Origin of the sequence: Stenotrophomonas sp. 2694 (assembly GCF_040548715.1) — a bacterium.
Taxonomy (GTDB): Bacteria; Pseudomonadota; Gammaproteobacteria; order Xanthomonadales; family Xanthomonadaceae; genus Stenotrophomonas; species Stenotrophomonas indicatrix.
Map to the genome: position 1 here is coordinate 1 of NZ_JBEPSG010000001.1, position 23476 is coordinate 23476.

The 23476-nt window shown below is 65.3% G+C and carries 19 protein-coding genes and 7 tRNA genes; 15 read left to right on the forward strand and 11 right to left on the reverse strand.

Annotated elements, in window-relative coordinates:
* Positions 1-374: 374 nt before the first annotated feature.
* From ABIA73_RS00005 to ABIA73_RS00020, 4 genes are all read left to right on the forward strand, one after another.
* Positions 375-590 (forward strand): hypothetical protein, encoded by a 216-nt coding sequence (locus ABIA73_RS00005; RefSeq protein WP_025879252.1) that lies wholly within the window; start codon positions 375-377, stop codon positions 588-590.
* 207 nt (positions 591-797) lie between these two features.
* Entirely contained in the window at positions 798-3191 is a 2394-nt protein-coding gene (locus ABIA73_RS00010) for a Tex family protein (protein WP_354275208.1), read from the forward strand.
* A 200-nt stretch (positions 3192-3391) separates the two neighbouring features.
* Positions 3392-5593 (forward strand): PAS domain S-box protein, encoded by a 2202-nt coding sequence (locus tag ABIA73_RS00015; RefSeq protein ID WP_354275209.1) that lies wholly within the window; start codon positions 3392-3394, stop codon positions 5591-5593.
* A gap of 64 nt (positions 5594-5657) precedes the next feature.
* Positions 5658-5897 (forward strand): hypothetical protein, encoded by a 240-nt coding sequence (locus ABIA73_RS00020; RefSeq protein WP_080148534.1) that lies wholly within the window; start codon positions 5658-5660, stop codon positions 5895-5897.
* 30 nt (positions 5898-5927) lie between these two features.
* Here the strand turns inward: ABIA73_RS00020 and ABIA73_RS00025 are convergent, their stop codons facing one another.
* The gene (locus tag ABIA73_RS00025; protein WP_354275210.1) at positions 5928-7016 is read right to left on the reverse strand and encodes a DUF5694 domain-containing protein; all 1089 of its coding nucleotides are present in this window, start codon (positions 7014-7016) and stop codon (positions 5928-5930) included.
* A 160-nt stretch (positions 7017-7176) separates the two neighbouring features.
* Here ABIA73_RS00025 and ABIA73_RS00030 point away from each other — a divergent pair, with 160 nt between their 5' ends.
* Positions 7177-7470, forward strand: coding sequence for a hypothetical protein (locus ABIA73_RS00030; protein ID WP_105164275.1), 294 nt, complete (start codon positions 7177-7179; stop codon positions 7468-7470).
* A 254-nt stretch (positions 7471-7724) separates the two neighbouring features.
* Positions 7725-9560 carry a methyl-accepting chemotaxis protein gene (locus ABIA73_RS00035; protein WP_033831397.1) on the forward strand — a complete coding sequence of 612 codons (1836 nt, stop codon included), beginning with the start codon at positions 7725-7727 and terminating at the stop codon, positions 9558-9560.
* Positions 9561-9579: 19 nt separating this feature from the next.
* On the opposite strand, the gene ABIA73_RS00040 is transcribed toward ABIA73_RS00035, so the two are convergent.
* Together ABIA73_RS00040 and ABIA73_RS00045 are read right to left on the reverse strand one after the other, a co-directional pair.
* Positions 9580-10146, reverse strand: a complete 567-nt coding sequence (locus ABIA73_RS00040; RefSeq protein WP_059064458.1) for a GNAT family N-acetyltransferase — start codon at positions 10144-10146, stop codon at positions 9580-9582.
* Between the two features lie 81 nt (positions 10147-10227).
* Positions 10228-10313, reverse strand: a tRNA-Leu gene (locus ABIA73_RS00045).
* Positions 10314-10451: 138 nt separating this feature from the next.
* On the opposite strand from ABIA73_RS00045, the gene ABIA73_RS00050 reads away from it, so the two are divergent.
* Positions 10452-10832 (forward strand): response regulator, encoded by a 381-nt coding sequence (locus tag ABIA73_RS00050; RefSeq protein WP_025879243.1) that lies wholly within the window; start codon positions 10452-10454, stop codon positions 10830-10832.
* 9 nt (positions 10833-10841) lie between these two features.
* Here the strand turns inward: ABIA73_RS00050 and ABIA73_RS00055 are convergent, their stop codons facing one another.
* Positions 10842-11798, reverse strand: coding sequence for an SOS response-associated peptidase family protein (locus ABIA73_RS00055; RefSeq protein ID WP_170919579.1), 957 nt, complete (start codon positions 11796-11798; stop codon positions 10842-10844).
* A 78-nt stretch (positions 11799-11876) separates the two neighbouring features.
* On the opposite strand from ABIA73_RS00055, the gene ABIA73_RS00060 reads away from it, so the two are divergent.
* The gene (locus ABIA73_RS00060) at positions 11877-12293 is read left to right on the forward strand and encodes a GNAT family N-acetyltransferase (RefSeq protein WP_033831394.1); all 417 of its coding nucleotides are present in this window, start codon (positions 11877-11879) and stop codon (positions 12291-12293) included.
* Positions 12294-12356: 63 nt separating this feature from the next.
* Here the strand turns inward: ABIA73_RS00060 and ABIA73_RS00065 are convergent.
* The 7 genes from ABIA73_RS00065 to ABIA73_RS00095 all read right to left on the reverse strand — a co-directional run bounded on the left by ABIA73_RS00065 (position 12357) and on the right by ABIA73_RS00095 (position 13730).
* Positions 12357-12432 (reverse strand) — tRNA-Glu (locus ABIA73_RS00065).
* Positions 12433-12481: 49 nt separating this feature from the next.
* Positions 12482-12557: transfer RNA gene (locus ABIA73_RS00070), tRNA-Ala, on the reverse strand.
* A 43-nt stretch (positions 12558-12600) separates the two neighbouring features.
* A tRNA-Glu gene (locus tag ABIA73_RS00075) sits at positions 12601-12676 on the reverse strand.
* A 49-nt stretch (positions 12677-12725) separates the two neighbouring features.
* Positions 12726-12801, reverse strand: a tRNA-Ala gene (locus ABIA73_RS00080).
* A 183-nt stretch (positions 12802-12984) separates the two neighbouring features.
* A tRNA-Glu gene (locus ABIA73_RS00085) sits at positions 12985-13060 on the reverse strand.
* 53 nt (positions 13061-13113) lie between these two features.
* Positions 13114-13189 (reverse strand) — tRNA-Ala (locus tag ABIA73_RS00090).
* 142 nt (positions 13190-13331) lie between these two features.
* The gene (locus ABIA73_RS00095) at positions 13332-13730 is read right to left on the reverse strand and encodes a heavy metal-responsive transcriptional regulator (RefSeq protein WP_025879240.1); all 399 of its coding nucleotides are present in this window, start codon (positions 13728-13730) and stop codon (positions 13332-13334) included.
* A 183-nt stretch (positions 13731-13913) separates the two neighbouring features.
* Here ABIA73_RS00095 and ABIA73_RS00100 point away from each other — a divergent pair, with 183 nt between their 5' ends.
* The 7 genes from ABIA73_RS00100 to ABIA73_RS00130 all read left to right on the forward strand — a co-directional run bounded on the left by ABIA73_RS00100 (position 13914) and on the right by ABIA73_RS00130 (position 23377).
* The gene (locus ABIA73_RS00100; protein ID WP_025879239.1) at positions 13914-14981 is read left to right on the forward strand and encodes a GlxA family transcriptional regulator; all 1068 of its coding nucleotides are present in this window, start codon (positions 13914-13916) and stop codon (positions 14979-14981) included.
* Between the two features lie 85 nt (positions 14982-15066).
* Positions 15067-15870 (forward strand): TlpA family protein disulfide reductase, encoded by an 804-nt coding sequence (locus tag ABIA73_RS00105; protein WP_025879238.1) that lies wholly within the window; start codon positions 15067-15069, stop codon positions 15868-15870.
* A 30-nt stretch (positions 15871-15900) separates the two neighbouring features.
* Complete coding sequence (dsbG, locus tag ABIA73_RS00110) at positions 15901-16743, forward strand: thiol:disulfide interchange protein DsbG (protein WP_354275211.1); 843 nt, start codon at positions 15901-15903, stop codon at positions 16741-16743.
* A gap of 520 nt (positions 16744-17263) precedes the next feature.
* On the forward strand, positions 17264-18706 hold the full coding sequence (locus tag ABIA73_RS00115) for a DcaP family trimeric outer membrane transporter (protein WP_218787682.1): 1443 nt from the start codon (positions 17264-17266) through the stop codon (positions 18704-18706).
* A gap of 78 nt (positions 18707-18784) precedes the next feature.
* Positions 18785-20137 carry an arginine/agmatine antiporter gene (adiC, locus tag ABIA73_RS00120; protein WP_025879235.1) on the forward strand — a complete coding sequence of 451 codons (1353 nt, stop codon included), beginning with the start codon at positions 18785-18787 and terminating at the stop codon, positions 20135-20137.
* 20 nt (positions 20138-20157) lie between these two features.
* Positions 20158-22446, forward strand: a complete 2289-nt coding sequence (locus ABIA73_RS00125) for an Orn/Lys/Arg family decarboxylase (RefSeq protein WP_032975241.1) — start codon at positions 20158-20160, stop codon at positions 22444-22446.
* Positions 22447-22474: 28 nt separating this feature from the next.
* A complete protein-coding gene (locus ABIA73_RS00130) occupies positions 22475-23377 on the forward strand; it encodes a cation diffusion facilitator family transporter (protein ID WP_032975242.1) in 903 nt (300 codons plus the stop codon).
* The last annotated feature ends 99 nt before the right edge of the window (positions 23378-23476 follow it).

A 23476-nucleotide genomic window follows, 5' to 3' on the forward strand; every position in this document is an offset into this window, starting at 1 on the left:
CAGCGGCCGGCACTACCGTGCCCGTTTACCGGAAGGGCTGGCGCTCCTCCAGCACACAGTTGCTCCAGGGACGGATTCACGGCGTCCCCCGCGAACCCAACCCGGCCGACCCACCTGCGGCTTTTGCATTCCGCGACCAACCACACCTACCCACGAGGGGCTGCGCCGTTGGCTGAAACCCCCGTATTCGTTAGCCGGAAGTTAAAGATCCGTAAGCATTCTGCTGCTATCCCGCAGTCATCTGCATGCAACCGATCGTCATTAGTCTTCGTGACGTTCCAGTCAGCTTGGTCGCGGTAAGCTCTATCCCGATGAGCCAACAAGTACCGCTCATCGTGTGCAGTACGCAGTAGCAATTTGGAGGAAGACATCACATGGCAATCGTTCTTTATGTCGGTGGTAGCAAGGATGGCGAGAAGGGCGTGGTGCCCTACGGCTTCAGCAAATCCCGCGCCGATACCGCGCTGGGGCCGGAGTTCTACACGGAGCGGTTCATGGAACTGCAGGGTGTCGGCAAGGTCCGCCTGATGGCGCTGGAGAGCCTGCGTGACGACATCGTCATGCAGCGTGCCGCCCGCCACTACCGCTGACCTTCGCAGTACGCGGCAGGACGCGCTCCACCATCGCGCGTCCGCGCCGGCATCCCAGCCCCGGGGCCAGTCCGAGCCCCCTTTGCCAGGATGCCGGCGTCCCATCCGGACCCGCCGCCTGAACCGCCGCTCTGTCAACGCCTTGTCCCTGCCGCCCGCGCATTGCAAGAATGGGCCTTTCCCGCAATGCGGCCCAGGCCGGAAACAATGCACGACGCCAAGCACGCCCAGCGCCAGCTCGCCCAGCAGATCGCCCAGACCATCGCCGATGAAATCGGTGCCCAGACCGCCCAGGTCAGCGCCGCCGTCGGCCTGCTCGATGAAGGCGCCAGCGTTCCGTTCATCGCCCGCTACCGCAAGGAAGTCACCGGCGGCCTGGACGACACCCAGCTGCGCAACCTGGAAACCCGCCTGACCTACCTGCGCGAACTGGAAGACCGCCGTGCGGCGGTGCTGGCCAGCATCGGCGAGCAGGGCAAGCTCAGCGATGAGCTGCGCAACCAGATCCTCGCTGCCGACACCAAGAGCCGATTGGAAGATCTGTACCTGCCGTACAAGCCCAAGCGTCGCACCCGCGCGCAGATCGCCCGCGAAGCAGGACTGGAGCCGTTGGCCGATGGCCTGTTGGGCGACCCGACACAGGACCCGCAGATCTTTGCCGCCACGTTCGTGGATGCCGACAAGGGCGTGGCCGATACCAAGGCCGCGCTGGAAGGTGCCCGCGCGATCCTGATGGAGCGCTGGGGCGAGGACGCCACGCTGGTTGGCGAGCTGCGCAGCTGGTTGAGCGAGCAGGGCGTGATCCGTGCCCGCGTTGCCGAGGGCAAGGAAACCGAGGGCGCCAAGTACCGCGATTATTTCGAGCACGCCGAGTCGTTGGCGAAGATTCCCTCGCACCGGTTGCTGGCGTTGTTCCGTGCACGCCGCGAGGAGATCCTGTTCCTGGAGCTGGACCCAGGCAAGGATGCCGAGGCCGGACATCAGTACGCCGAAGGGCGCGTGGCGCACAACGCCGGTATCCGCGATGCGGGGCGCCCCGCTGACCGCTGGCTGCTGGACGCCTGCCGCCTGACCTGGCGGGCCAAGCTGCACATGCACCTGCTGCTGGACCTGTTCAACCAGGCCCGTGAGAAAGCCGAGGCCGAAGCCATCGCGGTGTTCGGTGACAACCTCAAGGACCTGCTGCTGGCCGCACCGGCCGGCCCGAAAAGCGTGCTGGGCCTGGACCCGGGCATCCGCACCGGCTGCAAGATTGCCGTGGTCGACGCCACCGGCAAGCTGGTCGCCACCGACACCATCTACCCGCACGAGCCCCGCCGGCAGTGGGAGCAGTCGCTGCAGACGATCAAGCAGCTGTGTGCCAAGCACAACGTGCAGCTGATCGCGATCGGCAACGGCACCGCCAGCCGCGAGACCGACAAGCTGGCCGGTGAAGCCATCAAGGCGCTGGGTGACAACGCGCCGCAGAAGATCGTGGTCAGTGAAGCCGGGGCGTCGGTGTATTCGGCGTCGGAAACGGCGGCCAGGGAATTCCCGGACCTGGACGTGTCGATCCGTGGTGCGGTATCGATCGCGCGTCGCCTGCAGGACCCGCTTGCCGAACTGGTGAAGATCGAGCCGAAGGCGATCGGCGTGGGGCAGTACCAGCACGACGTGGATCAGTACCGCCTGGCGCGCGCACTGGATGCGCGCGTGGAGGACTGCGTGAATGCCGTCGGCGTGTACGTCAACACGGCGTCGGCTGCACTGCTGTCGCGCGTCTCGGGCCTGTCGTCGACGGTAGCCGAGAACATCGTGCGCCACCGCGATGACAACGGTCCGTTCAAGCGTCGCAAGGACCTGCTGAAGGTGTCGCGCCTGGGCGAGAAGACGTTCGAGCAATGCGCGGGTTTCCTGCGTATCGCCGATGGCGATGAGCCGTTGGATGCATCGTCGGTGCATCCGGAAGCCTATCCAGTGGTCGAGCGCATCGTCGCCAGCACCGCGCGCCCGATCAAGGCGCTGATCGGCGACGGCAGTTTCCTGCGGGGCTTGAAGGCCGAGCAGTTCACCGACGAGACATTCGGTGTGCCGACGGTGCGCGACATCCTCAAGGAACTGGAAAAGCCGGGCCGTGATCCGCGCCCGGAATTCAAGGCGGCCCGTTTCGCCGATGGCGTCGAGGACATCAAGGACCTGCGCGAGGGCATGGTGCTGGAAGGCGTGGTCAGCAACGTGGCCGCGTTCGGTGCGTTCGTCGATATCGGCGTGCACCAGGACGGCCTGATCCACATCTCGGCGCTGTCTGATACCTACGTGAAGGATCCGCGTGACGTGGTCAAGGCCGGCGACATCGTCAAGGTGAAGGTGCTGGAGGTGGACGTGCCGCGCAAGCGCATCGCCCTGACCCGTCGTCTGGACGACACGCCCGGCCAGGCCACCAGCCGCCCGGGCAGCCGTGACGAACGCAGCCAGGGGCAGGCGCCGCGCCGCGACGCCGGCAACCCCGGGCAGGGACGTGGCCAGGGGCGCAACCCGGGCAATGGCGGACGCCCGGCACAGGCCGCGCCGCCAGCCAACAATGCCCTGGCCGAGGCGTTCGCCCGGGCCAAGCGCAGCTGAGTCCGCCGTCCCCCTCCCGGCGCGATCCGGGCGGGGGACTTGTCGATGTTCCCCGGCAATGCGCACACTTGCGCCGGAAGGGGCGCCTGGGCCCCTGCTGTCGCTGGGGAGGCCATGCCGTCAGCACCATCCGCGCTGTTCCGTGACCGCTGTGGCTCGCCACGGCCTGCGGGCAGCTGCGTCGGCAGGGGAGGCGGCTGATGGCCGATCAGGGCAACAGCGGCAACGCACTGCTGGAGCGCCGGCTGCAGGAACTGGCCGAAGAGCGCCGCCGCCTGGCGATGATCATCGAGGGCACCGCGGCCGGCACCTGGGAATGGAACGTCCAGAGCGGGCAGATGCGGGTCAACGAACGGTGGGCCGAGATCGTCGGCTACCGGTTGGACGAACTTGAACCGATCTGCCAGAAGACCTTCATCGCGCTGGTCCATCCGGATGATCTGGCGCTGTCCGATGCGGCCCTGCAGGACCACTTCGATGGCCGCACCGACCACTATGTCTGCCTGTTGCGGATGCGCCACAGGAATGGCGAATGGATCTGGATCCACGATCGCGGACGGGTATTCGAATGGGACGGGCAGGGCAGGCCACTGTGGATGGCCGGCGCCCATGCCGACGTCACCGAACTGCAGCAGGCGCGCCAGGACGCGGCCGAAATGCGGCAGCGCCTGCAGGCGATGGTGGATGCTTCAGACGAAGTCGCGGTGATCGCGACCGACACCGATGGCATCATCACCATTTTCAATACCGGCGCGCAGCGTCTGCTCGGCTACACCGCCGCTGAAGTAGTGGGTGCGCGCCGCCTGGATGCCTTCCACGACCCGGTTGAACTGCAGGCGTGGCTGCGACCGCTGGCGACCGCCGATGGACAGGTTCCGGGTGTGTTCGAGGCACTCAGTGCACGTGCCGAGGGCCAGACGTATTCGCGGCAGTGGACACTGCTGCGCAAGGACGGTCAGCGTCGCCAGGTACGCCTGTCAATCAGCCGCATGGATGGCGCCAATGGCGAGCGCATCGGCTATGTCGGCATGGCCATCGACATCACCGAGATCCTGCAGGCGCGCGCCGAGGCTCGTCTTGCGGCGGAAAAGTTCGCCGGTGCGTTCACCTCGGCGGCATTGGGCATGGCGCTGGTGTCGCTGGAAGGGCGCTGGCTGGATGTCAACGATGCGCTGTGCCGCATTCTCGGCTACACGCGCGAGGAACTGCTGCAGGTCGATTTCCAGCGGTTGACCCATCCGGCCGATCTGCAGACCGACCTGGCCCTGGTGCAGGACCTGCTGGCGGGGCGACGCACGCACTATCACCTTGAAAAGCGTTACCTGGGCCGTGAGGGCAACACCATCTGGGCACGGCTGTCGGTATCGCTGGTACGCAATGAGCGCGGTGAACCGTTGCATTTCGTGTCGCAGATCCAGGATGTCAGCGCCCAGCGCAGCAGCGAGCAGCGCCTGTTCGAAAGCGAGCAGCGCAGCCGCATCACCCTGGATGCGGTTGCCGACCTGGTACTCAGCGTGGCCCTGGATGGCCACATCGAATATGCCAACGCGGCCGCCGTGCGAATGCTTGCCGGCGATGGAGCGCTGTCGCTGGCCGGGCATCTCGTGCAGGACGTGCTGTCGTTGACCACCGAATACGCACCGCAATCGCAGCTCGACGTCAGCGTGCTGCTGGATCCGGAAAGCAACGCCGTGGATCTGCATGCCGATCTGCTGCTGCAGATGGGCACCGCCGTGGTGCCGGTTGACCTGACCCGGGCCTGGCTTCGCGACGACGAGGGCCAGGTGCGTGGTGCGGTGTGGGTCCTGCGCGATGACACCCAGCAGCGTGCACGCGAGCGCGAGGCACGGCACCTGGCGGAGATGGACCCCCTGACCGAACTGGGTAATCGCCGCGGCTTCGAAGTACATCTGCAGCAGGCGATCACCCGGGTCGAGCGGACCGGGCAGGCGGCGTCACTGATGTACATCGATCTGGACCGGTTCAAGCCGGTCAACGATACCTTTGGTCATCTGGCCGGCGACGCCGTGCTGTGGGCCGTGGCCAGCGTATTGCGCCATGGTGTGCGCGACTCGGATGTGGTGGCGCGCCTGGGCGGTGACGAATTCGCGGTGATCCTGTCCGGGTGCAGCCCGCGGCGAGCGGCACGCATCGGCGGCGATTTGCTGCATACCCTGGCCAACCTGTCCATTCCGTGGGACCAGCACCAGCTGCGGATCGGCGCCAGCATCGGCATCGCACCGCTTGCCGCCGGCATGAGCGTGGACCAGGCCGTCGCCGCCGCCGATGCCCAGTGCTACCGGGCCAAGGCGATGGGTCGCAACAATGTGCAGGTGCAGGGCGAAACCGGCGAACTGCCCGGTAGCTCGGCGGCGGACGGCGGCGACCTCAGCGACGGCTGATCTCAGCCTGTGAGAGGGGCGCGGCGAATACTGCACCAACGCCCCACCTTGGCAGGAAAACAACATGACGTCCTGGAACCTGAGTGCAGTCCGTGCTTATGCGCCGGCCGTTGTCGGCTGGTCCCTGGCTCTCTCCGGCTGGCTCCGGCTGGAGCAGCTGCGCAACGACCAGCAGGCCCGGATGCTGGTCCCCGTGGTGCAGTGGGGCGTGGCGCTGATGCTGCTGGTCACCCTGGGCTGCATCGTCACCACCAGCCTGGTGCTCTGGCGCGCTGCGCGTCGTGATGCGCAGCAACGTGGGTAGCGGATCTGCTGCGTTGATCAGGTGCGGGCCTCAGCGCAGCACCTCTTCGGCATCCACCAGCTGCACGTCGTGCATCATGTTGAGGTAGGCCTCGTAGTAGCCTTTGTGCGAAGCGCCAACGATGGCCAGCAGGCGCGTTCCCGGGCGCTGGCCCAGCACTTCGCGGATGTTGGCGACCATGCGCAGGTTGCGGGTTTCCCAGTAGCCCACATAGTTGCGGCCAAAGCCCTGGGGTGAGGGTTCGACCAGCGCAGCACCGAAATCGGCCTGGTAGGCCTGCAGGCCGACGCCGGGGCGGTTGTAGGCGCGATACAGGTCCAGCACGCCATCGACCTTGCCGATGTTGGCATACAGCGGCTCGTCGGCGTCCCGCCGTGCGTTTGCGTGCGGATTGTCCCAAGCCGACATGATCGCTTCGCGTGCTGCCTTCTCGTCCTTGGGCGCGGTTGGCGAATCGGCGGTGTGGTCGTCCACTGCCCACAGGCGTTCCAGGCCCAGGCGGGCAGCGAGGACTGCCGCCACCAGGTTGGTTTCATTGCGGCGGGTCAGGCTCTTGTCGAGAATCCCGACCAGCGCAGCATCCAGGCCGTCGCCGGCGATCCGGTCCTGCACAGGCAAACGCAGCCATTGCACCTGCGCCGATCCGCGCTCGCCAGCGGCCAGGAACACCGCGGCCAGATGTCGACGCTGCGCGGCTGTCGGGCTTGCCGGCCATGCCGACAGCAGGCGCCCCATCTCGGCGTTGGCGCTGGGCACGTCGAGGCCGGTGGCGACGCGGGCCTCATCGGTGTCGTAGCAGTAGGTTTCAACGCTTTCGGCATAGCGGCTGGGATTGCGACGCATGAAGTCGCACTGCAGGCCGGACAGGTTTTCGGTGGCAATCGCCTCCGGGCGCCAACGTGCCAGGCGCTGCAACAACGGCTCCAGCATGGCCGGCTCGAAGGTCTTTGGCAGTTCCGACAGATGTGCTGTCCCAAGCACCAGTACTTCGTTGTGGCGACCCGCGGGTGGCCCCTTCAGCTGGTCGGGATGGAAGCTGGGGCGGAAGCCCGCGTCGCTGGCCAATGCGCCGGCACTGCACAGGCTGAGGAAGATGATGGCGTTCAAGCGTCGAAGCATGCTGCCTCCCAGGAAAAATCCATTCAGTGGGCACATGCTGCCGGCAGTGCGCAGGCAAGGGATGTCCCGATGGTCATTGCAACCTTCTGCGTGCCTGCCGCATCCCCTTTCCGTCAGCGCTGGTCCAGAATGGTGGCTGGAAGACTTCCGGAAGCGCGTCATGGATGAAATCGCCACCATCGCAGCTGCAGGTGCCGTGCTGGGTGCACTGGCCGGCTGGATCGGGCCGGGGAGGTGGCGGTGGCAGCTGTTGCGGCTGGCACCGTTGCTGCTGGTGCCGTTCGCGCTGTACATCCTCGCCACCCGCAGCTGGATCCTGGGCGGAGGCGGGCCGCTGGCGGGGCCGTCCCTGCTGGTCGTCTGCGGCAGTCTGGGCTACCTGCCGGCGGTGCTGGCAACGATGCTGCTGCGCTGGGTTCTGCGGCGCGCTGCCGACCAGGGGCTGGCCCCCTAAAGTTGCTGGCCGTCGCGCCGTTACCTTCTCTGGAGCCCGCTGCAGGCTCCCGCCGCCGGACCCGAGGCTGCCTCCGATGGGCGGCCCGTGCCGTGTGCTCCGCCGCTGTTTGATGACGATCGCAGCTGCCGTACTGTTCCTGCCAGTCGCTCGAGTGACGCCTTCCGGCGTCTGCAGTCCCAGGCAATCGAAGTTGCCGCCGGGCATCCCGCCCGGCGGGTCGCAACCGCTACCCGGACACCGAGGATCAGACGATGCTTATTTCAGGCTCCATGGAAGGTGCTCAGGCGCCGGTCGAAGTGCTCACCCGTTGGTCTCCCCTGCGCGCGCTGCAGGGAGTGTTGGGCAGGCAGCGCCGCGCCACGGAGGTGGCCGAGCAGCATCGGCGGCACGTCGAGCTTGAGGCCCAGGTTGCCGCATTGCACCGGGTGCAGGCGGTCATCGAGTTCGCCCTCGACGGCACCATCCTGCAGGCCAACGACAACTTCCTGCAGGCAGTGGGATATCGCCTGGATGAGATCCAGGGCAGGCATCATTCCCTGTTCGTCGATCCCGAGGACGCGCGCAGCACCGGATACCGCGACTTCTGGGCGCGGCTGGGCCGCGGTGAGTTCGATGCAGGTCAGTACCGGCGCTTCGGCAAGGGGGGGCGCGAAATCTGGATCCAGGCCTCCTACAACCCGGTGCTTGACCAGCACGGTCGGCCGTACAAGGTGGTCAAGTTCGCCACCGACATCACCGCGCAGAAGCAGCAGGCAGCCGAGTCGGCGGGGCAGCTGGCCGCCATCGACAAATCGCAGGCGGTGATCGAGTTCAGCATGGATGGCCGCATCCTGGCGGCCAATGCGAACTTCCTGGCCGCCACCGGCTATACGCTGGAAGAAGTGCGTGGCCAGCATCATTCGCTGTTCGTCGAGCCCGACTACCGGGCCAGTGTCGAGTATCGGCGCTTCTGGGAAAAGCTCGGCTCCGGCGAGTACGACGCAGGCCAGTACCGGCGGCTGGGCAAAGGTGGTCGTGAAGTGTGGATCCAGGCGTCGTACAACCCGATCCTTGATGCCGGTGGCCGGCCGTTCAAGGTCGTCAAGTACGCCACCGACATCACCGCACAGGTGCATGAGAGCCAGGCCATGCAGCGCGCCGTAGCGCAGACGCGCGAAGTGGTGGCGTCGGCAAAGGAGGGCGACCTGACCCGGAGCATCGGCATGGCCGACAAGACGGGCCCGATCGCCGAGCTATGCGGTGGCGTCAACGCGCTGGTCGAGGCGATGGCGGCCATCATCGGTCAGATCAAGTTCGCCGCAGACACCATTGCGGTCGGTGCGAGCGAGATCGCCGAAGGCAACAACGACCTTTCCCAGCGTACCGAACAGCAGGCTGCCTCTCTGGAAGAAACCGCCGTGTCGATGAAGGGGCTGGCCGAGACCGTGCAGCGCACCGCGACCAACGCGCGCCAGGCCAGCCAACTGGCCGGCGGCGCCGCCGATGTGGCCGCACGGGGTGGCCAGGTGGTGCATGACGTGGTCTCGACGATGGAGGTGATCAATGCTTCCTCGCGTCGCATCGTCGACATCATCGGTGTGATCGATGGCATTGCCTTCCAGACCAACATCCTGGCATTGAACGCGGCGGTGGAAGCGGCGCGTGCCGGTGAGCATGGTCGTGGTTTCGCCGTGGTTGCCACCGAGATCCGCGAGCTCTCGCATCGCTCGGCCGGTGCGGCAAAGGAGATCAAGCAGCTGATCGATGCGTCTGTTGCCAACGTCGGTGCCGGAACGGCGCAGGTCGAGAGCGCCGGCCGGACCATGGACGAGATCGTGGTCGACGTGCGGCGTGTCAGCGACCTGATGACCGAGATCAGTGCGGCTGCGCAACAGCAGAGCGATGACATCCAGCAGATGAACCACGCGGTGGATCTGATCGATCAGGGCACGCAGCAGAATGCAGCGCTGGTGGAAGAGGCCTCAGCGGCCGCGCGCAGCATGGAAGAGCAGTCTTCGCAGCTGCTGCAGACGGTGGCAGGGTTCCGTGTGCACGCGGGGGCAGGGCATGGCCATGGCGTGCATTCCCCGGCGCTGCGGGTGGTGTAGGGCGCCGGCGCGCGCTGGCTTATGGGTGGGCGCGGTCTTCGCCCTGGCCGCAGTGCAGCCGCGGGTGAGTGTGCGCATACATCCAGAAATCGCGCGGCCGTCCACGGACATGGCGATAGGACTGCAGCAATCCCTCGCGTTGCATGCCTGCCCGTTCCAGTACGGCAATGGATCGCAGATTGCTGTCGAGCACGGTGGCCTGGATGCGCACGCAACCTAGTGCGGCCTGCGCCCAGGCGATGACCGCGCGCGCCGCCCCGGTCGCCAGCCCGCGTCCCTGGTGGGCTGGGGACAGGTCGTAGGCCAGTTCCGCGCGGTGGTGCTCGATGTCGATGTCGTTGAGGCCGACGGTGCCCAGCAACTGATCGTGACTGTCGAGGATCGCCCAGCGGCGGCATCGTGTGTTGCGCGCATGGTCGACGATCTGCCGCTGCAGAGCCTCTACAGAGACATCGCCCCAGCTGGTGTGCTCGATCACGCCCGGCAGCGACAGGTAGTTCGACCAGGCGACCGCGTCTGGAAGGACCAGTTCGCGCAGGTGAGCCTGGAACGCTGGGGGAAGGGAGGGAGCGGAGTGCGATGCCATCGCTCCAGTGTCGGCGGCGTTGGTCGGGCAGGGCAAGACCGGAAACGACAAAGGCCAGGTCGTAGACTTGGCCTTTTATCGTGGTGCCGGTGAAAGGACTCGAACCTTCATGGGGTCACCCCCGGCTGATTTTGAGTCAGCTGCGTATACCATTCCGCCACACCGGCAGCAGCGGGCTAGTGTACCCGAGCCGGGCGGGCGTTCATAGAGGTGCGGGCGAACAGGGCCGAAATGGCTTCAAATTGTCGGTATCGGCCGACTGCTGGCTATACTGGCAACGCTTAACAGGCACGGAGCGATAGCCTATGTCAGCGTTGCAGGACCTGCGGGTGCTGGTAGTGGAGAACGACGAGATGAGTGCGGCGCTGCTGCAGATGCAGCTGGTGCATTCCGGTGCTCTGGTCGTTGGTCTTGCCGCGTCCGTTGCCGAGGCACTGCGCCTGCTGGAAGAGGCCAGCCCTGACGTGGCCCTGCTGGATTACCGGTTGGCCCACAACGAGACCAGTGAGCCGGTCGCTGCGGCGCTGGCCGCGCGCGGGGTGCCGTTCGTGCTCGCCACCGGCATGACCGCCGAACAACTGCCTGTCGCGATGCGATCGGGTGTGCTGTTGATCAAGCCCTATCTGTCGGCGGAACTGTCCAAGGCATTGGTCCGCGCAGTGGGACGTTCCAGCGCCAACGCCTGATCCGACCGCTCAGGCGGCTTCTTCGTAGACATAACGGATCTCCTCGCGGTCGTCGAGGATGGCGTACTGCGCTGCCAGGTTGTCCGGGTCCGGGTTGAGCCAGGCGTCCAGATGCTCGGCGCGGATCGGTAGTACGCCCCGGTCATGGCCGGCAGCGGCAACATCGATTGACGGTCCATCGGTGATGGTGGCGAACGACAGCAGGCGTCCTTCCGGGCCCTCCCATTCCGCCCACAGGCAGGCCAGCAACAAGTCGCGCGGCGGATCAGGGCGGAACTCCAGCACCACGTCCTGTTCCTTCTCGTCGTTGTGCAGGGTGCGGCCGGCAATGGCGTGGCGAGGAACGTGCTCGTAGAAGGCCTGTACCACCACCACGCCGTGGCGCAGTCCGAAGGCCCCGCGCCAATAGCCTTCCAGGCTGTCCCGCCGCGCATTGTAGGTGCCGGGATAGAGGACATCGTTGCGCGCGGGCTTGTCCGGAAGCCGGCATTGATAGCGCATCGGCTTGATCACGCGTCGGCCATTCTCGCTGACCATCACCGGCGCGTAGGTGCCAGGAAAAATACGGTTGTCGCGTGGCAGCAGCTGTTCCCGATGCAGGTCGTCCAGTCGTGCCTGCGCGCGGTCGATGCGGTTGCCGGCAACGCGCAGGTCATTGCGTGCTTTCTGCGTGGGACGGGTGGCCAGGGTTGCATTGGCGATGTCGCGACGCTCAAGCTGCCGCTCCAGCTCGGCCTGCAGCTGCTGCCGCTCCTGTGCATGCCATTGCTGGATCTTCGCCACGATGTCGCGGCCCAGTTCAGTGCGCGCACCGGCAAATCCGTCGTCCATCGCTTTCGGCGTTTTCGGTCGTTTCTTGCCGGGATCATGCGCATAGAGTTCGGCGAACTCCTCCAGGGAGAGGACGGCGCCGAACTCGCGCACCAGCTTGGCGTAGTCGGCGCGGATCAGGGCGGAATAGCACATTGGACTCTGCCGGAAGATGGGTCGCAGCGGCTGCGACGTGGATGCGGCAGGATAGCTCGACCTTCCAGGAGACGTTGCATGAATGATCCAGAGACGATCCATTTCCGTCAGGCGGTGCCGACGGTTGAGGACTACTGCCAGCTGCGTGCGCTGGCCGGGCTCAGTGCAAAGACCCATGAGGCGGCGACGCGGGCATTGCCCAATACCGTTTTCGGTGTCTGTGCCTACCAGGGCAGCGAGCTGGTAGCGATGGGCCGGATCATCGGCGATGGTGGTTGCCACCTGCAGGTCTGCGATATCGCCGTGCTGCCGCGCCTGCAGGGGCAGGGTCTGGGCAAGGCTGTGATGCAGCGTCTGAGCGACTGGATGCAGGGCAACCTGCCGCCGTCGGCGTATGTGAGTCTGTTGGCCGATGGCGAGGCACATCGGCTGTATGCGCAGTTTGGCTTTGCGGCGACCGCGCCAGCCTCGATCGGCATGTATCGCCGGTTCTGAAACGCGGTCACCAGGGAATCGCAGGCAAAGAAAAACCCCGGCCGAAGCCGGGGTTTCAAAGATTGGCGTCCCCACGGGGATTCGAACCCCGGTCGCCACCGTGAAAGGGTGATGTCCTAGGCCTCTAGACGATGGGGACGCACGAAAAACTTTGAGTTGTAGAACTTTCGACGGCCTAATGCCGAAAGTGGTGGAGCCAAGCGGGATCGAACCGCTGACCTCCTGCATGCCATGCAGGCGCTCTCCCAGCTGAGCTATGGCCCCATGAAACCAAGATTCCTGCTGGGAGCAGGGTCCTCTTTGAAACTGGCGTCCCCACGGGGATTCGAACCCCGGTCGCCACCGTGAAAGGGTGATGTCCTAGGCCTCTAGACGATGGGGACGCACGAAAAACTTCAAGTTGTAGAACTCTCGACGGCCTAATGTCGAAAGTGGTGGAGCCAAGCGGGATCGAACCGCTGACCTCCTGCATGCCATGCAGGCGCTCTCCCAGCTGAGCTATGGCCCCGTGTTACCGAGCCGCCTATCATACCTGCCTGTTCACATTTGTGGAAGCTTTTTTTTGAAGCTTTTTCATCGAATCGTTCATTGCCACAAGGGCAGGAGCGTTCCGACGCCACAACCTGAATGCCGGTGGGCGGTGAACAAAAAAGACCCGGTTATCGGCCGGGTCCTCGTTGTTCATGATGAGTGGCGTCCCCACGGGGATTCGAACCCCGGTCGCCACCGTGAAAGGGTGATGTCCTAGGCCTCTAGACGATGGGGACGCAGATCTCATCAATGTTCTTTGCGACCTTTCGACGGCCTAATGCCGAAAGTATGGTGGAGCCAAGCGGGATCGAACCGCTGACCTCCTGCATGCCATGCAGGCGCTCTCCCAGCTGAGCTATGGCCCCACGTCGCTGAGGAGCGAAATAATAGCTGTGCCCCCGGGGGTTGGCAAGCGCTTTGTTGCACTTTTCTACACATGGCGCGCGATGGCGCGGAGGCGATTTCCTCCTGCCAGGCAGCACATGTGTCGACGCAGACGCCAGGCGCTCAGCGGTCTTCCCCGGTCAGCGCGGCCAGGATCGGGCACTGGTCGAGCGCGCCATGTCCGGGGCAGGCATCGACCAGTTGCGAGAGGGCGCCGTGCATGCGCTGCAGTTCGGCCATCCGCAGTTCGATGTCCTGCAGTCGAATCCGCGCGGTGTCACGCACGCTGCCCATGTCCTGCGGAGGATGATCACTGAGGGAAAGCAGTTCACCGATCTCGTCCAGGCTGAAGCCCAGAGTCTTTGCACGGCGGATGAAGCGCAGGCGTCGCAGATCCTGCTCGCCGAAGATGCGATAGCCACCTGCCGTACGTGCCGCGGTGGGCAGAAGCTGCTGACGTTCGTAATAGCGGACGGTGTCGATGGGGACGCCGGCCTGGCGTGCCAACTGACCAATGTTCACGGCGGACTCCTCTGGACCTGCCGTGCATAGTCATCCCTGGACTCTGGTCAAGAGTCAAGGCTTTGCCTGCGTCGCCCATTCAGCACACTTTGCAACTTTCTTCATAGCCCCGGGGGCAAAGCAGTTCCTACCCTCAACCTGAACCGGCCGCTCGACGGCCTGAACCGGAAGAGGAGGTGGGGAGTGGAGGGAATCAGCAACGAAGGATTCGTCGAGGTTGCGGTGGTTGAATACCCCGGAGGCGACCCGTCGGCTGCATCGGTGCTTGCCGAAATGGCGCACGTCGCCAATCGTCTGGCGCAGCAGCAGCGACGGCCCTGCAAGCGGGTGCTGGTCACCCGCTGGATTGTGCCTGCCAGCAATACCGGCGTGCATCGCATTGCCGGTGCCGAAATGCTGGACGCGGCAATTCCCGCAGTGATCGCCTTGCCGGGCCAGGTCAGTTCCGGTGCGTCGCTGCGCGCCGAGGATGTCCTGCTGGACTGGTTGCGGGCCCACTACGACGGCGGCAGCCTGCTGGCCGCCGCAGGTGACGGGGTCAGTGTGCTGGCACGGGCGGGTCTGTTGACGGGGCGCACGGTGTCAGGCCCTGACCTCAACCGCCATCCGGCGCTGCAGGTGCAGGTTGGCGGCTGGGCACCCAGTGAGCGTGCACTCGTCGATGATGGCGATCTGCTCACCGTGGGCGGGGCCCAGGCCTGGCGCTTCCTCGGTCTACGCCTGCTGTACCGGCTGCACGGCCAGGGCGTGGCCAGCGCGGTGGCACAGCAGTTGGGGATAGTGGTGCCAGTGGGGATCCAGCAGGATCTCGAGCGATTCAGTGCCAACTTCGCCCATGGTGACCGTGACGTGCTGAAGGCGCAGCGCTGGCTGCATACCACGGCTGCACGTGGGGCGACGCTGGGAGCAATCTGTGAGATCTCCGGCCTGGAACCGCGGACCCTGCAACGCCGTTTCCTGAAGGCGACCGGGCTGCGGCCCATCGAGTACTGCCAGCGACTGCGCGTGGCCAAGGCGCAGACGTTGCTGCAGCAGGGCGCCAGCATCGACGAAGTTGCCTGGGGGGTGGGCTACGCTGATCAGAGCGCATTCCGCCGGCTGTTCCTGCGCATCGTCGGCATGACGCCCGCCAACTATCGTCGCCACGTCAGCAATAAACGCCGCGACCGTCCGCTGACGCCTGCCGTGGCCGGCAGTCTGCGAGGGCTGCGCGCCTCGCCAGGCACGCAGCTGGGGCGCAACGCCGCTTGATGAATGCTGTTGGATGCGTCGTGCTTGCATCGCAGGCACGACGCTTTGACCATGCGGGTCTGTGCAGGCGAGAGCGGGTGAGCTGATGTCGAGTGTTGGGCCGGTGCCGATGCCGGTGGTGTTGATCCTGATCTTCCTGTTGCTGGCGATGGCCATTGCGCGGTTCTGGTCGCGTGCCGAGCCTGGCCAGGCTCGGCCACCTGCAGCCGGGATGGTGCTGGACATGCTGCTGGTTGGCCTGCTGTGTGGCCGGCTGTCCTTTGTTGCCGCGCATTTCAGCCTTTATCGTGAAGCTCCCTGGAGCGTGCTGCAGATTGCCGATGGTGGGTATCACCTGCCCGTTGTGATTGGCGCTGGATTTGCCTGGGCGCTGTGGCGACTGCGCAGGCATCGCGCGTTGAGGGCGCCGGTGCTGGCAGGTGCGCTGGCCGGACTGCTGCTGTGGGGCGGTGCAAGCCAGGGGCTCGCGTACTGGCAGGCAAAGCAGATGCCGCTGCCGACACTGCAGGTAGTCGACCTGCAGGGCAGGGCGATTGACCTGCAGCAGTTTCACGGCAGGCCGCTCGTGCTGAATCTGTGGGCCAGCTGGTGCGGCCCGTGTCGCCGGGAGATGCCGGTACTGGCGACGGCCCAGCAGGAGCATGCCGATATCCAGTTCGTCTTCCTCAACCAGGGCGAGACCCTTGCCGAGGTCCAGACCTTTCTAGCCGCTGAACACATCTCGCTGGGCAACGTCCTGCTGGATGAGTCATCGGCTGCCTCTACCTCGCTGGACGTCCGGGCTTTCCCCTCCACGCTCTTCTTCGACGCGCAGGGGCGGTTGCAGGAACTGCATCTCGGCGAACTGACGCAGGCCGGTCTTGAACACAAACTGCGCCGGCTGCGGTAGCCTGCGCTGGCATCCCACTACGGAGTTTCCATGTTGTCGATTTCCCCGCGCATCGCGCATACGCTGATGCTGCCGGCCATGCTGGCGCTGGCTGCCTGCAGCCAGGCACAGACCCCGCCGGGCAAGGATGCCGCTGCACCGGCAACGGCTTCGGCAACGGCAGCCGCCAGGAAGGGTGAGTTGCCAGCTGTCCTGAAGGGCATCGAGAAGCATGGCTTCGAGGTGGTCTCCGAATTCGACGCGCCGGGCGGCCTGCGCGGCTTTGCCGGCATGGTTGGTGGCCAGCAGCCGGCGGCGGCTTACGTGACCGCCGATGGCAAGCATGTGCTGGTGGGTAGCCTGTTCGACGCCGAGGGCAACGAAGTTGCAGCCGAGACGCTGGAGAAGCTGGTTGCCGCGCCGATGTCGACCAAGATGTGGAGCAAGCTGGAGGCCAGTGCCTGGGTACGCGATGGCAAGGCCGATGCGCCGCGCGTGGTGTACACCTTCAGTGATGCCAACTGTCCTTACTGCCACAAGTTCTGGGAGGCGGCACGGCCCTGGGTGGACGCAGGAAAGGTGCAGTTGCGCCACATCATGGTCGGCGTGATCCGCGAAGACAGTCCGGCCAAGGCGGCGGCGATCATGGCCGCGCGCGATCCCAGTGCGGCACTGCTGGAGAACGAGCATCAGTTCGATCGCGGTGGCATCAAGCCGCTGCCCAGCATCAGCCGGGACATCGCAGCCAAACTGGATGCCAACCAGGTGCTGATGGTGGAGATGGGCTTCCAGGGTACGCCCGGCATCCTGTTCCAGGATGCGCAGGGCCAGGTGCAGCGACGTGCCGGCCTTCCGCAGGGCAACGATCTGCAGGCGGTACTCGGCCCACGCTGAGGCCCCCGGGCTGCTGAACCGAGTGACAGGCCCACATGGCGACATGTGGGCCTGTTGCTTTCTGCGACAGTCCCGGCGAAGAGGGCTGCGCACGTCACGAACAGATGTCACGTCTGAATCGTGACTGACATCAAGCATTTCGCTTTGATTCCAATCAAGGCCAAAAACGACAGTCGAACTAGCCTTGGCGCATGGAATACAGCGTCACTGCGCTATGGATGCCGCACACGTCATGCCCTCGAGAGGGCGTGCGCGCAATGCCATTCACGACATTCTCACCCAGCGCTTGTTACCCAGACCCCTGCGGTCGCCACCCCTTCGGCAGCGCTGCCGCAGTGGAAGCGACTCCGGCGCTGTCCGGGCAGGTGGGGCAATGTCATCGCCCTGTTGCCTGCATCGCGCAGGCTGGCGACGGTCGTCGACGCAGTACCCGCATTTCCAGCAACGGCTCGTTGAGGTCGGGGCGGCGCACGCGCGCTGCTCGGCCGCGCGGCGGAAGTTCCAGTCCGGGGAGGATGCAATGCGCTTGGCGGTACTGAGTATGGGGTGCCTGACGGCGATGGCAGCGATGCCGTTGCACGCACAGGATGATGCGCAGGCATTGCGTCGGGAGATCGACGCGATGCGGCAGACGCTGCAGGGCATGCAGCAGCGTCTGGACCAGCTTGAACGACGCGAAGAGCGTGCGGCTGCGGCTCCCGTTGTACTGCCGACGCCGACGCCCACTGCATCGCAGGCGACCACGACTGTGTCAACCGCCAGCGGGATCCTGCACCCGACCCAGGTTCCCGGCGTGTCGCCGACCGTGCTGCCCCAGCGTGAGTCGGTGGCCGATCCGTCAACGGCGGCCTCGCGCCCGGACAGCGCCGCCGGCCCGACCGATCCGGACCTGAAAGGCTTCTTCGCCATTCCCGGCACCGACACCGTGATCCGCATCGGTGGCTATGCCAAGCTCGATGCGATTGCGGATTCGCGCGGCGCAGGGGACGAGGATCAGTTCATTCCCTCGTCGATGCCGGTGGGCGGCAGCCATCGCGATGTTTCGAACTTCAACATCCACGCCAAGCAGACGCGTTTCAGTTTCGAAGCGCGGCGGCCGACCACCCATGGCAACCTGCGCTTCTATCTGGAGAATGACTTCTTCGGCAGCAGCGATGGCTATCAGTTCCGCCTGCGCCATGCCTATGGCCAGCTTGGCAACACGTATGCGGGTTACGGGTATTCCAGCTTCATGGACCCGGACAGCCTGCCCGACACGCTGGATTTTGCTGGACCCGGCGGCGCCGGTTACCTGCTGGTGGCCGGCATCCATCACAGCTTTGCACTGGGCAAGGGCAACACCCTGACCCTGGCCGCCGAAGACCCGGACACCGAGCTGGCCGGCGCCAGCGATGCGATGGCGGCGGTCAATCGATTGCCGGATGTGAGTGCCATCGCGCGCATGGAGCGTGACTGGGGCCACCTGCAACTGGGCGTCGTGGCGCGCAATCTTGCCTACGACGGCGATGCCCGCCGTGACCGCGTCTTTGCCGGTGGCGCGCAGCTCAGTGGCTCGGCCTCGGTGGGGGAACGCGATCTGTTGCTGTTCGGTGCGCTGGGCGGCCGCGGCCTGAGCCGCTACACCGCCGATCTCACCGGTTCCGGTCTTGACGCCGTGGTAGGTGCCGATGGACGTATCGATGCGCTGGACCTGCGCGGTGGCTTCGTCGGCTATACCCACTACTGGTCGGATCTGTGGCGCTCGAACCTGATCTACGGCCAGCTGACACTCGAGCGCAATGCGGCGCTGCCGAGTGATGCATTCCGGCAAAGCCGCTATGGCGTGTTCAACCTGATCTGGAGCCCGGCACCGTCGTGGACGATGGGCATGGAACTGCTGTACGGCCGCCTGCAGCAGCAGAGCGGAGCACGCGGCGACACGGTCCGGGTGCAGGGCAGCCTGCAATACAACTTCATCAAGTAAGCGCCAGCGGCAGCACGCCAGCGTAGCCATTCCCCACGCCCGGGTTCACCGGGCCCATGCCAGGTACAGGAGATTGTCATGGCAGAAGCAAAGAAAATCGGGGTGGTCGGAGCCACCTTCCTCGTCGCCGGCAACATGATGGGCTCAGGGGTGTTCCTGCTGCCCTCCAGCCTGGCCAAGATCGGTACCGCCTCGATATGGGGGTGGCTGATCACCACGGCCGGTGCGCTGCTGCTGGCTTTCGTGTTCGCCAAACTCGGCAAGCTGGCGCCCAAAGCGGGTGGCCCGTATGCGTATGCACGCGATTGGTTCGGTCCCTACATGGGCTTCCAGACCAACACCATCTACTGGTTCGCCAACTGGATCGGCAACGTTGCCATTCCCATCGCGGCGGTGGGCTACTTCAGCTACTTCTTCCCGATCCTGTCCGAGCCGCTGGTGCGCTGCATCGCGGTGCTGATCCTGGTGTGGGCGCTGAGCTTTGCCAACATGATCGGACCGGCGTTCGTCAGCCGCGTGCAGACGGTCACCACCAGCTTCGCGCTGGTGCCGATCCTGGGTATCGCCATCTTCGGCTGGTTCTTCTTCGATGCCGACATCTTCAAGGGGGCCTACAACGTTTCCGGCGAGTCGAACTTCGGTGCGATCTCCAGTGCTGCGGCACTGACCCTGTGGGCCTTCATCGGCGTCGAGTCGGCCTCGGTCACGGCCGGCGTGGTTGAAAACCCGGAGAAGAACGTGGCCCGCGCCACCCTGGCCGGTGTGTTCCTGGCCGCCATCGCCTACATCGCCAGCTCGTCGGTGATCATGGGCATGGTGCCCAACGGCGAGCTGCAGGTGTCTGACGCGCCGTTCGCACTGGCGGCGGCCAAGGCCGTCGGGGGCTGGGGTGGTGCGCTGGTTAGCCTGTGTGCCTTCATCGGCGCCGCAGGTTCGCTGGGCGGCTGGATCCTGCTGACCGCGCAGAGCGCCAAGGCGGCCTCCGATGATGGCCTGTTCCCGAGCATCTTCAGCAAGACCAACAAGGACGACGTGCCGGTCAAGGGCGTGCTGATCGTGGCCGTGCTGATGACCCTGGCGGTGCTGGTGACCTCCACCTCGAAGACGGCCTCGGCCCAGTTCGACGTGATCACTTCGGCGGCGGTCGTGCTGACGCTGCTGCCGTACATCTATTCGTGCGTGGCCTGCTACTTCGTGGTGGAGCGGTCGCACACGCTGGTGCACACCGGTGCGTTCTGGACCCTGACCAGCCTGACGGTCGTGTACTGCCTGTGGGCGATCTACGGCTCGTCGGGAACGATCGTGCAGTACGCCTTCCTGTTCGTGCTGTTCATCACTGTGTTCTATCCCTTCTTCAGCGAGGAGCGTCGCCAGCAGCGGCAGCGTTCCCGCGAGGCGGCGGCAATTTCGTCCGGCGCCCAGCGTTCCTGAGTTAGACAAGGAGAATCAACGTGTATTTCAAGTCCCTGGATTATCCGGTCATCGTCATTGACGGTGACTACGACTCGCCGCGCATCGGCGGCATCCTCATCCGTGCGCTGGTGGAAGAGCTGCGCAGCAATGACCAGCGCGTGCTGTGCGGCCTGAACCTGGACGATGCCCGTGCCGGCGCCCGTACCTATGTGGCCGCTTCGGCGGTGCTGATCTCGATCGACGGCAGCGAGGAGGTCGATGGCGAGTTCCAGCGCCTGACCGCCTTCCTGCGCGAGCAGAGTGCGCGCCGGGCCAACCTGCCGGTGTTCCTGTATGGCGAGCGCCGTACCATCGAGAAGGTGCCGAGCAAGCTGCTCAAGTACATCCACGGCTTCATCTTCCTGTTCGAAGACACCAAGAGCTTCATCTCGCGTCAGGTGATGCGTGCGGCCGAAGACTACATGCAGAACCTGCTGCCGCCGTTCTTCAAGGCGCTGATCCACCACGCGGCCGAGTCGAACTATTCCTGGCATACGCCGGGCCATGCCGGCGGCGTGGCGTTCACCAAGTCACCGGTCGGGCGCGCCTTCCACCAGTTCTATGGTGAGAACACGCTGCGCAGCGATCTGTCGATTTCGGTGCCGGAGCTGGGCTCGCTGCTGGATCACACCGGCCCGATCAAGGAGGCCGAGGACGAGGCCGCGCGCAACTTCGGCGCCGACCACACCTTCTTCGTCACCAACGGTACGTCGACGGCCAACAAGATCGTGTGGCACGGCACCGTGGCCCGTGGCGACGTGGTGTTCGTCGACCGCAACTGCCACAAGTCGCTGCTGCATTCGCTGATCATGACCGGCGCGGTGCCGGTGTACTTCACGCCCAGCCGCAATGCGCACGGCATCATCGGCCCGATCAGCCTGGACCAGTTCACCCCGGAAGCCCTGCAGCAGAGCATCGCGGCCAATCCGCTGGCCAGCCAGGCCTACCAGGCCGGTTCCAAGCCGCGTATCGCGGTGGTGACCAACTCGACCTACGACGGCCTGTGCTACAACGCCGAGAAAATCGCCGAGGAGATCGGCAGCGCGGTCGACTTCCTGCATTTCGATGAGGCCTGGTACGCCTATGCCGCGTTCCATCCGTTCTACGAGAACCACTACGGCATGGCCAAGGGCAAGCCGCGCGAGCAGGACGCGATCATCTTCACCACCCATTCCACGCACAAGCTGTTGGCCGCGTTCTCGCAGGCCTCGATGATCCACGTGCGCAACTCGGCCAGCCGCGACCTGGATGCCGAACGCTTCAACGAATCGTTCATGATGCATACCTCGACCAGCCCACATTACGGCGTGATCGCGGCGTGTGATGTTGCCTCGAAGATGATGGAAGGGGATGCGGGGCGTTCGCTGGTGCAGGAAATGCATGACGAGGCGATCGCCTTCCGCCGGGCGATGCTGCATGTACGCGACGATCTGGGTCGCGATGACTGGTGGTTCAGCGTGTGGCAACCGACAAAGGTCGAGCGCAGCCTGGACAAGGGCGATACACCGGCGCCGCTGGTCGCCAAGCGCGAGGAGTGGTACCTGCAGCCCGATGCGCATTGGCACGGGTTCGAGAACCTGGTCGATGACTATGTGCTGATCGATCCGATCAAGGTGACCCTGTTGACGCCGGGCCTGTCGATGGACGGCAGCATGGGCAAGCTGGGCATCCCGGCTGCGGTGCTGAGCAAGTTCCTGTGGGGCCGCGGTATCACCGTGGAGAAGACCAACCTGTATTCGGTGCTGTTCCTGTTCTCGATGGGCATCACCAAGGGCAAGTGGAGCACGCTGGTTACCGAGCTGATGGCGTTCAAGGAGCTGTACGACCGCAACGCGCCGCTGACCCAGGCGCTGCCGTCGCTGGCCGCCGACTATCCCCATGCCTATGCCGGCTGGGGCCTGCGTGACCTGTGCGACGCATTGCATGCGTTCAACCAGGAGTTCGCCGTGGCCAAGGTGATGCGTGAGATGTACGTGGACCTGCCGACGCCGGTGATGACCCCGGCCGATGCCTACAACCACCTGGTGAAGGGCGAGATCGAGCGGGTCGACATCGAGCAGATCAGCGGCCGCATCGCTGCAACGATGCTGGTGCCGTATCCGCCGGGCATCCCGACGATCATGCCGGGCGAGCGCTTCGGCGACCACGACGAACCGATCATCCAGTCGCTGCGCATCGCCCGCGAGCAGAACGCGCGCTTCCCGGGCTTCGAGTCGGACGTCCATGGCCTTATCATCGAGCGCGATGGCGACGTGCCGTCCTACAAGGTGGAGGTGCTGAAGGCCTGAGCCGGTACGGTCGGCCCTTCGGCGGACGATGGATACCGCGCGCGAGCAACGCATCCTGAAGTTCTCGATCGGGGTCACCGTGGCGGTCAGCGCGGTCGGCTTCATCGGTGGCCTGCTGGTGGGATCGCAGGCCATCCTGTTCGACGGCATCTACAGCCTGGTCGACGTAGCCCTGACCCTGGTGTCGTTGTCGGTGTTGCGGCTGGTGGCGCGGGAGCACAGCCCGCGCTTCCAGTACGGCTATTGGCACCTGGAGCCGATGGTCGAGGCGCTGGGCGGGGTGATCCTGTCGCTGGCCTGCGTGTATGCGCTGGCCAACGCCGTGATCGGCTTGACCACCGGCGGGCACGAAGTGAAGTTCGGACCGGCGCTGTGGTGGGCGGCGCTGCTGAGTGCCAGCAACCTGGGCATGGCCGCGTTCGTGGCCCAGCGTGCCCGCAGGCTGCAGTCGGCATTGCTGTGGCTGGATGTGCGCGGCTGGTTGCTGGGGGGCTTGATGAGCCTGGCGGTGGTGCTGGCCTTCGTATTGGCGCTGGTGCTGCATGGTGGCCAGTGGCACTACTGGGTGCCCTATCTGGATTCGATCGTACTGGCGTTGATCAGCCTGGCGGTGTTGCCGGTGCCGGCGCGCAGTGCGTGGAAAGCCATGCGTGAAGTGTTGCAGGTGGCGCCCGATGACCTGGACGAGCGCGTGCAGCAGGTGATGCAGGCATTCGTGGCCGAGCATGGCTATGCCGGCTTCACCAGCCATGTAGCGAAGATGGGGCGGATGCGCTTCATCGAGATCCACATCCTGACGTCGCCGTCTACGCCGCTGGGCACGGTGGGTGAGGTGGATGCGATGCGCGATGAGATTGCAGTGCGGTTGGACGCGCGAAGCAGCACGTTCTGGCTGACGATCGATTTCACCGCGGATCCGGCGTGGACCTGATCCTTCCGATCGTTGCGTGCGTTGGACCGCTCTGTTGCATGCAATTGGTTTGACCTCAACAGCAGTTGAGGTCGCAGACTGCATCGCATTCCCCACAAG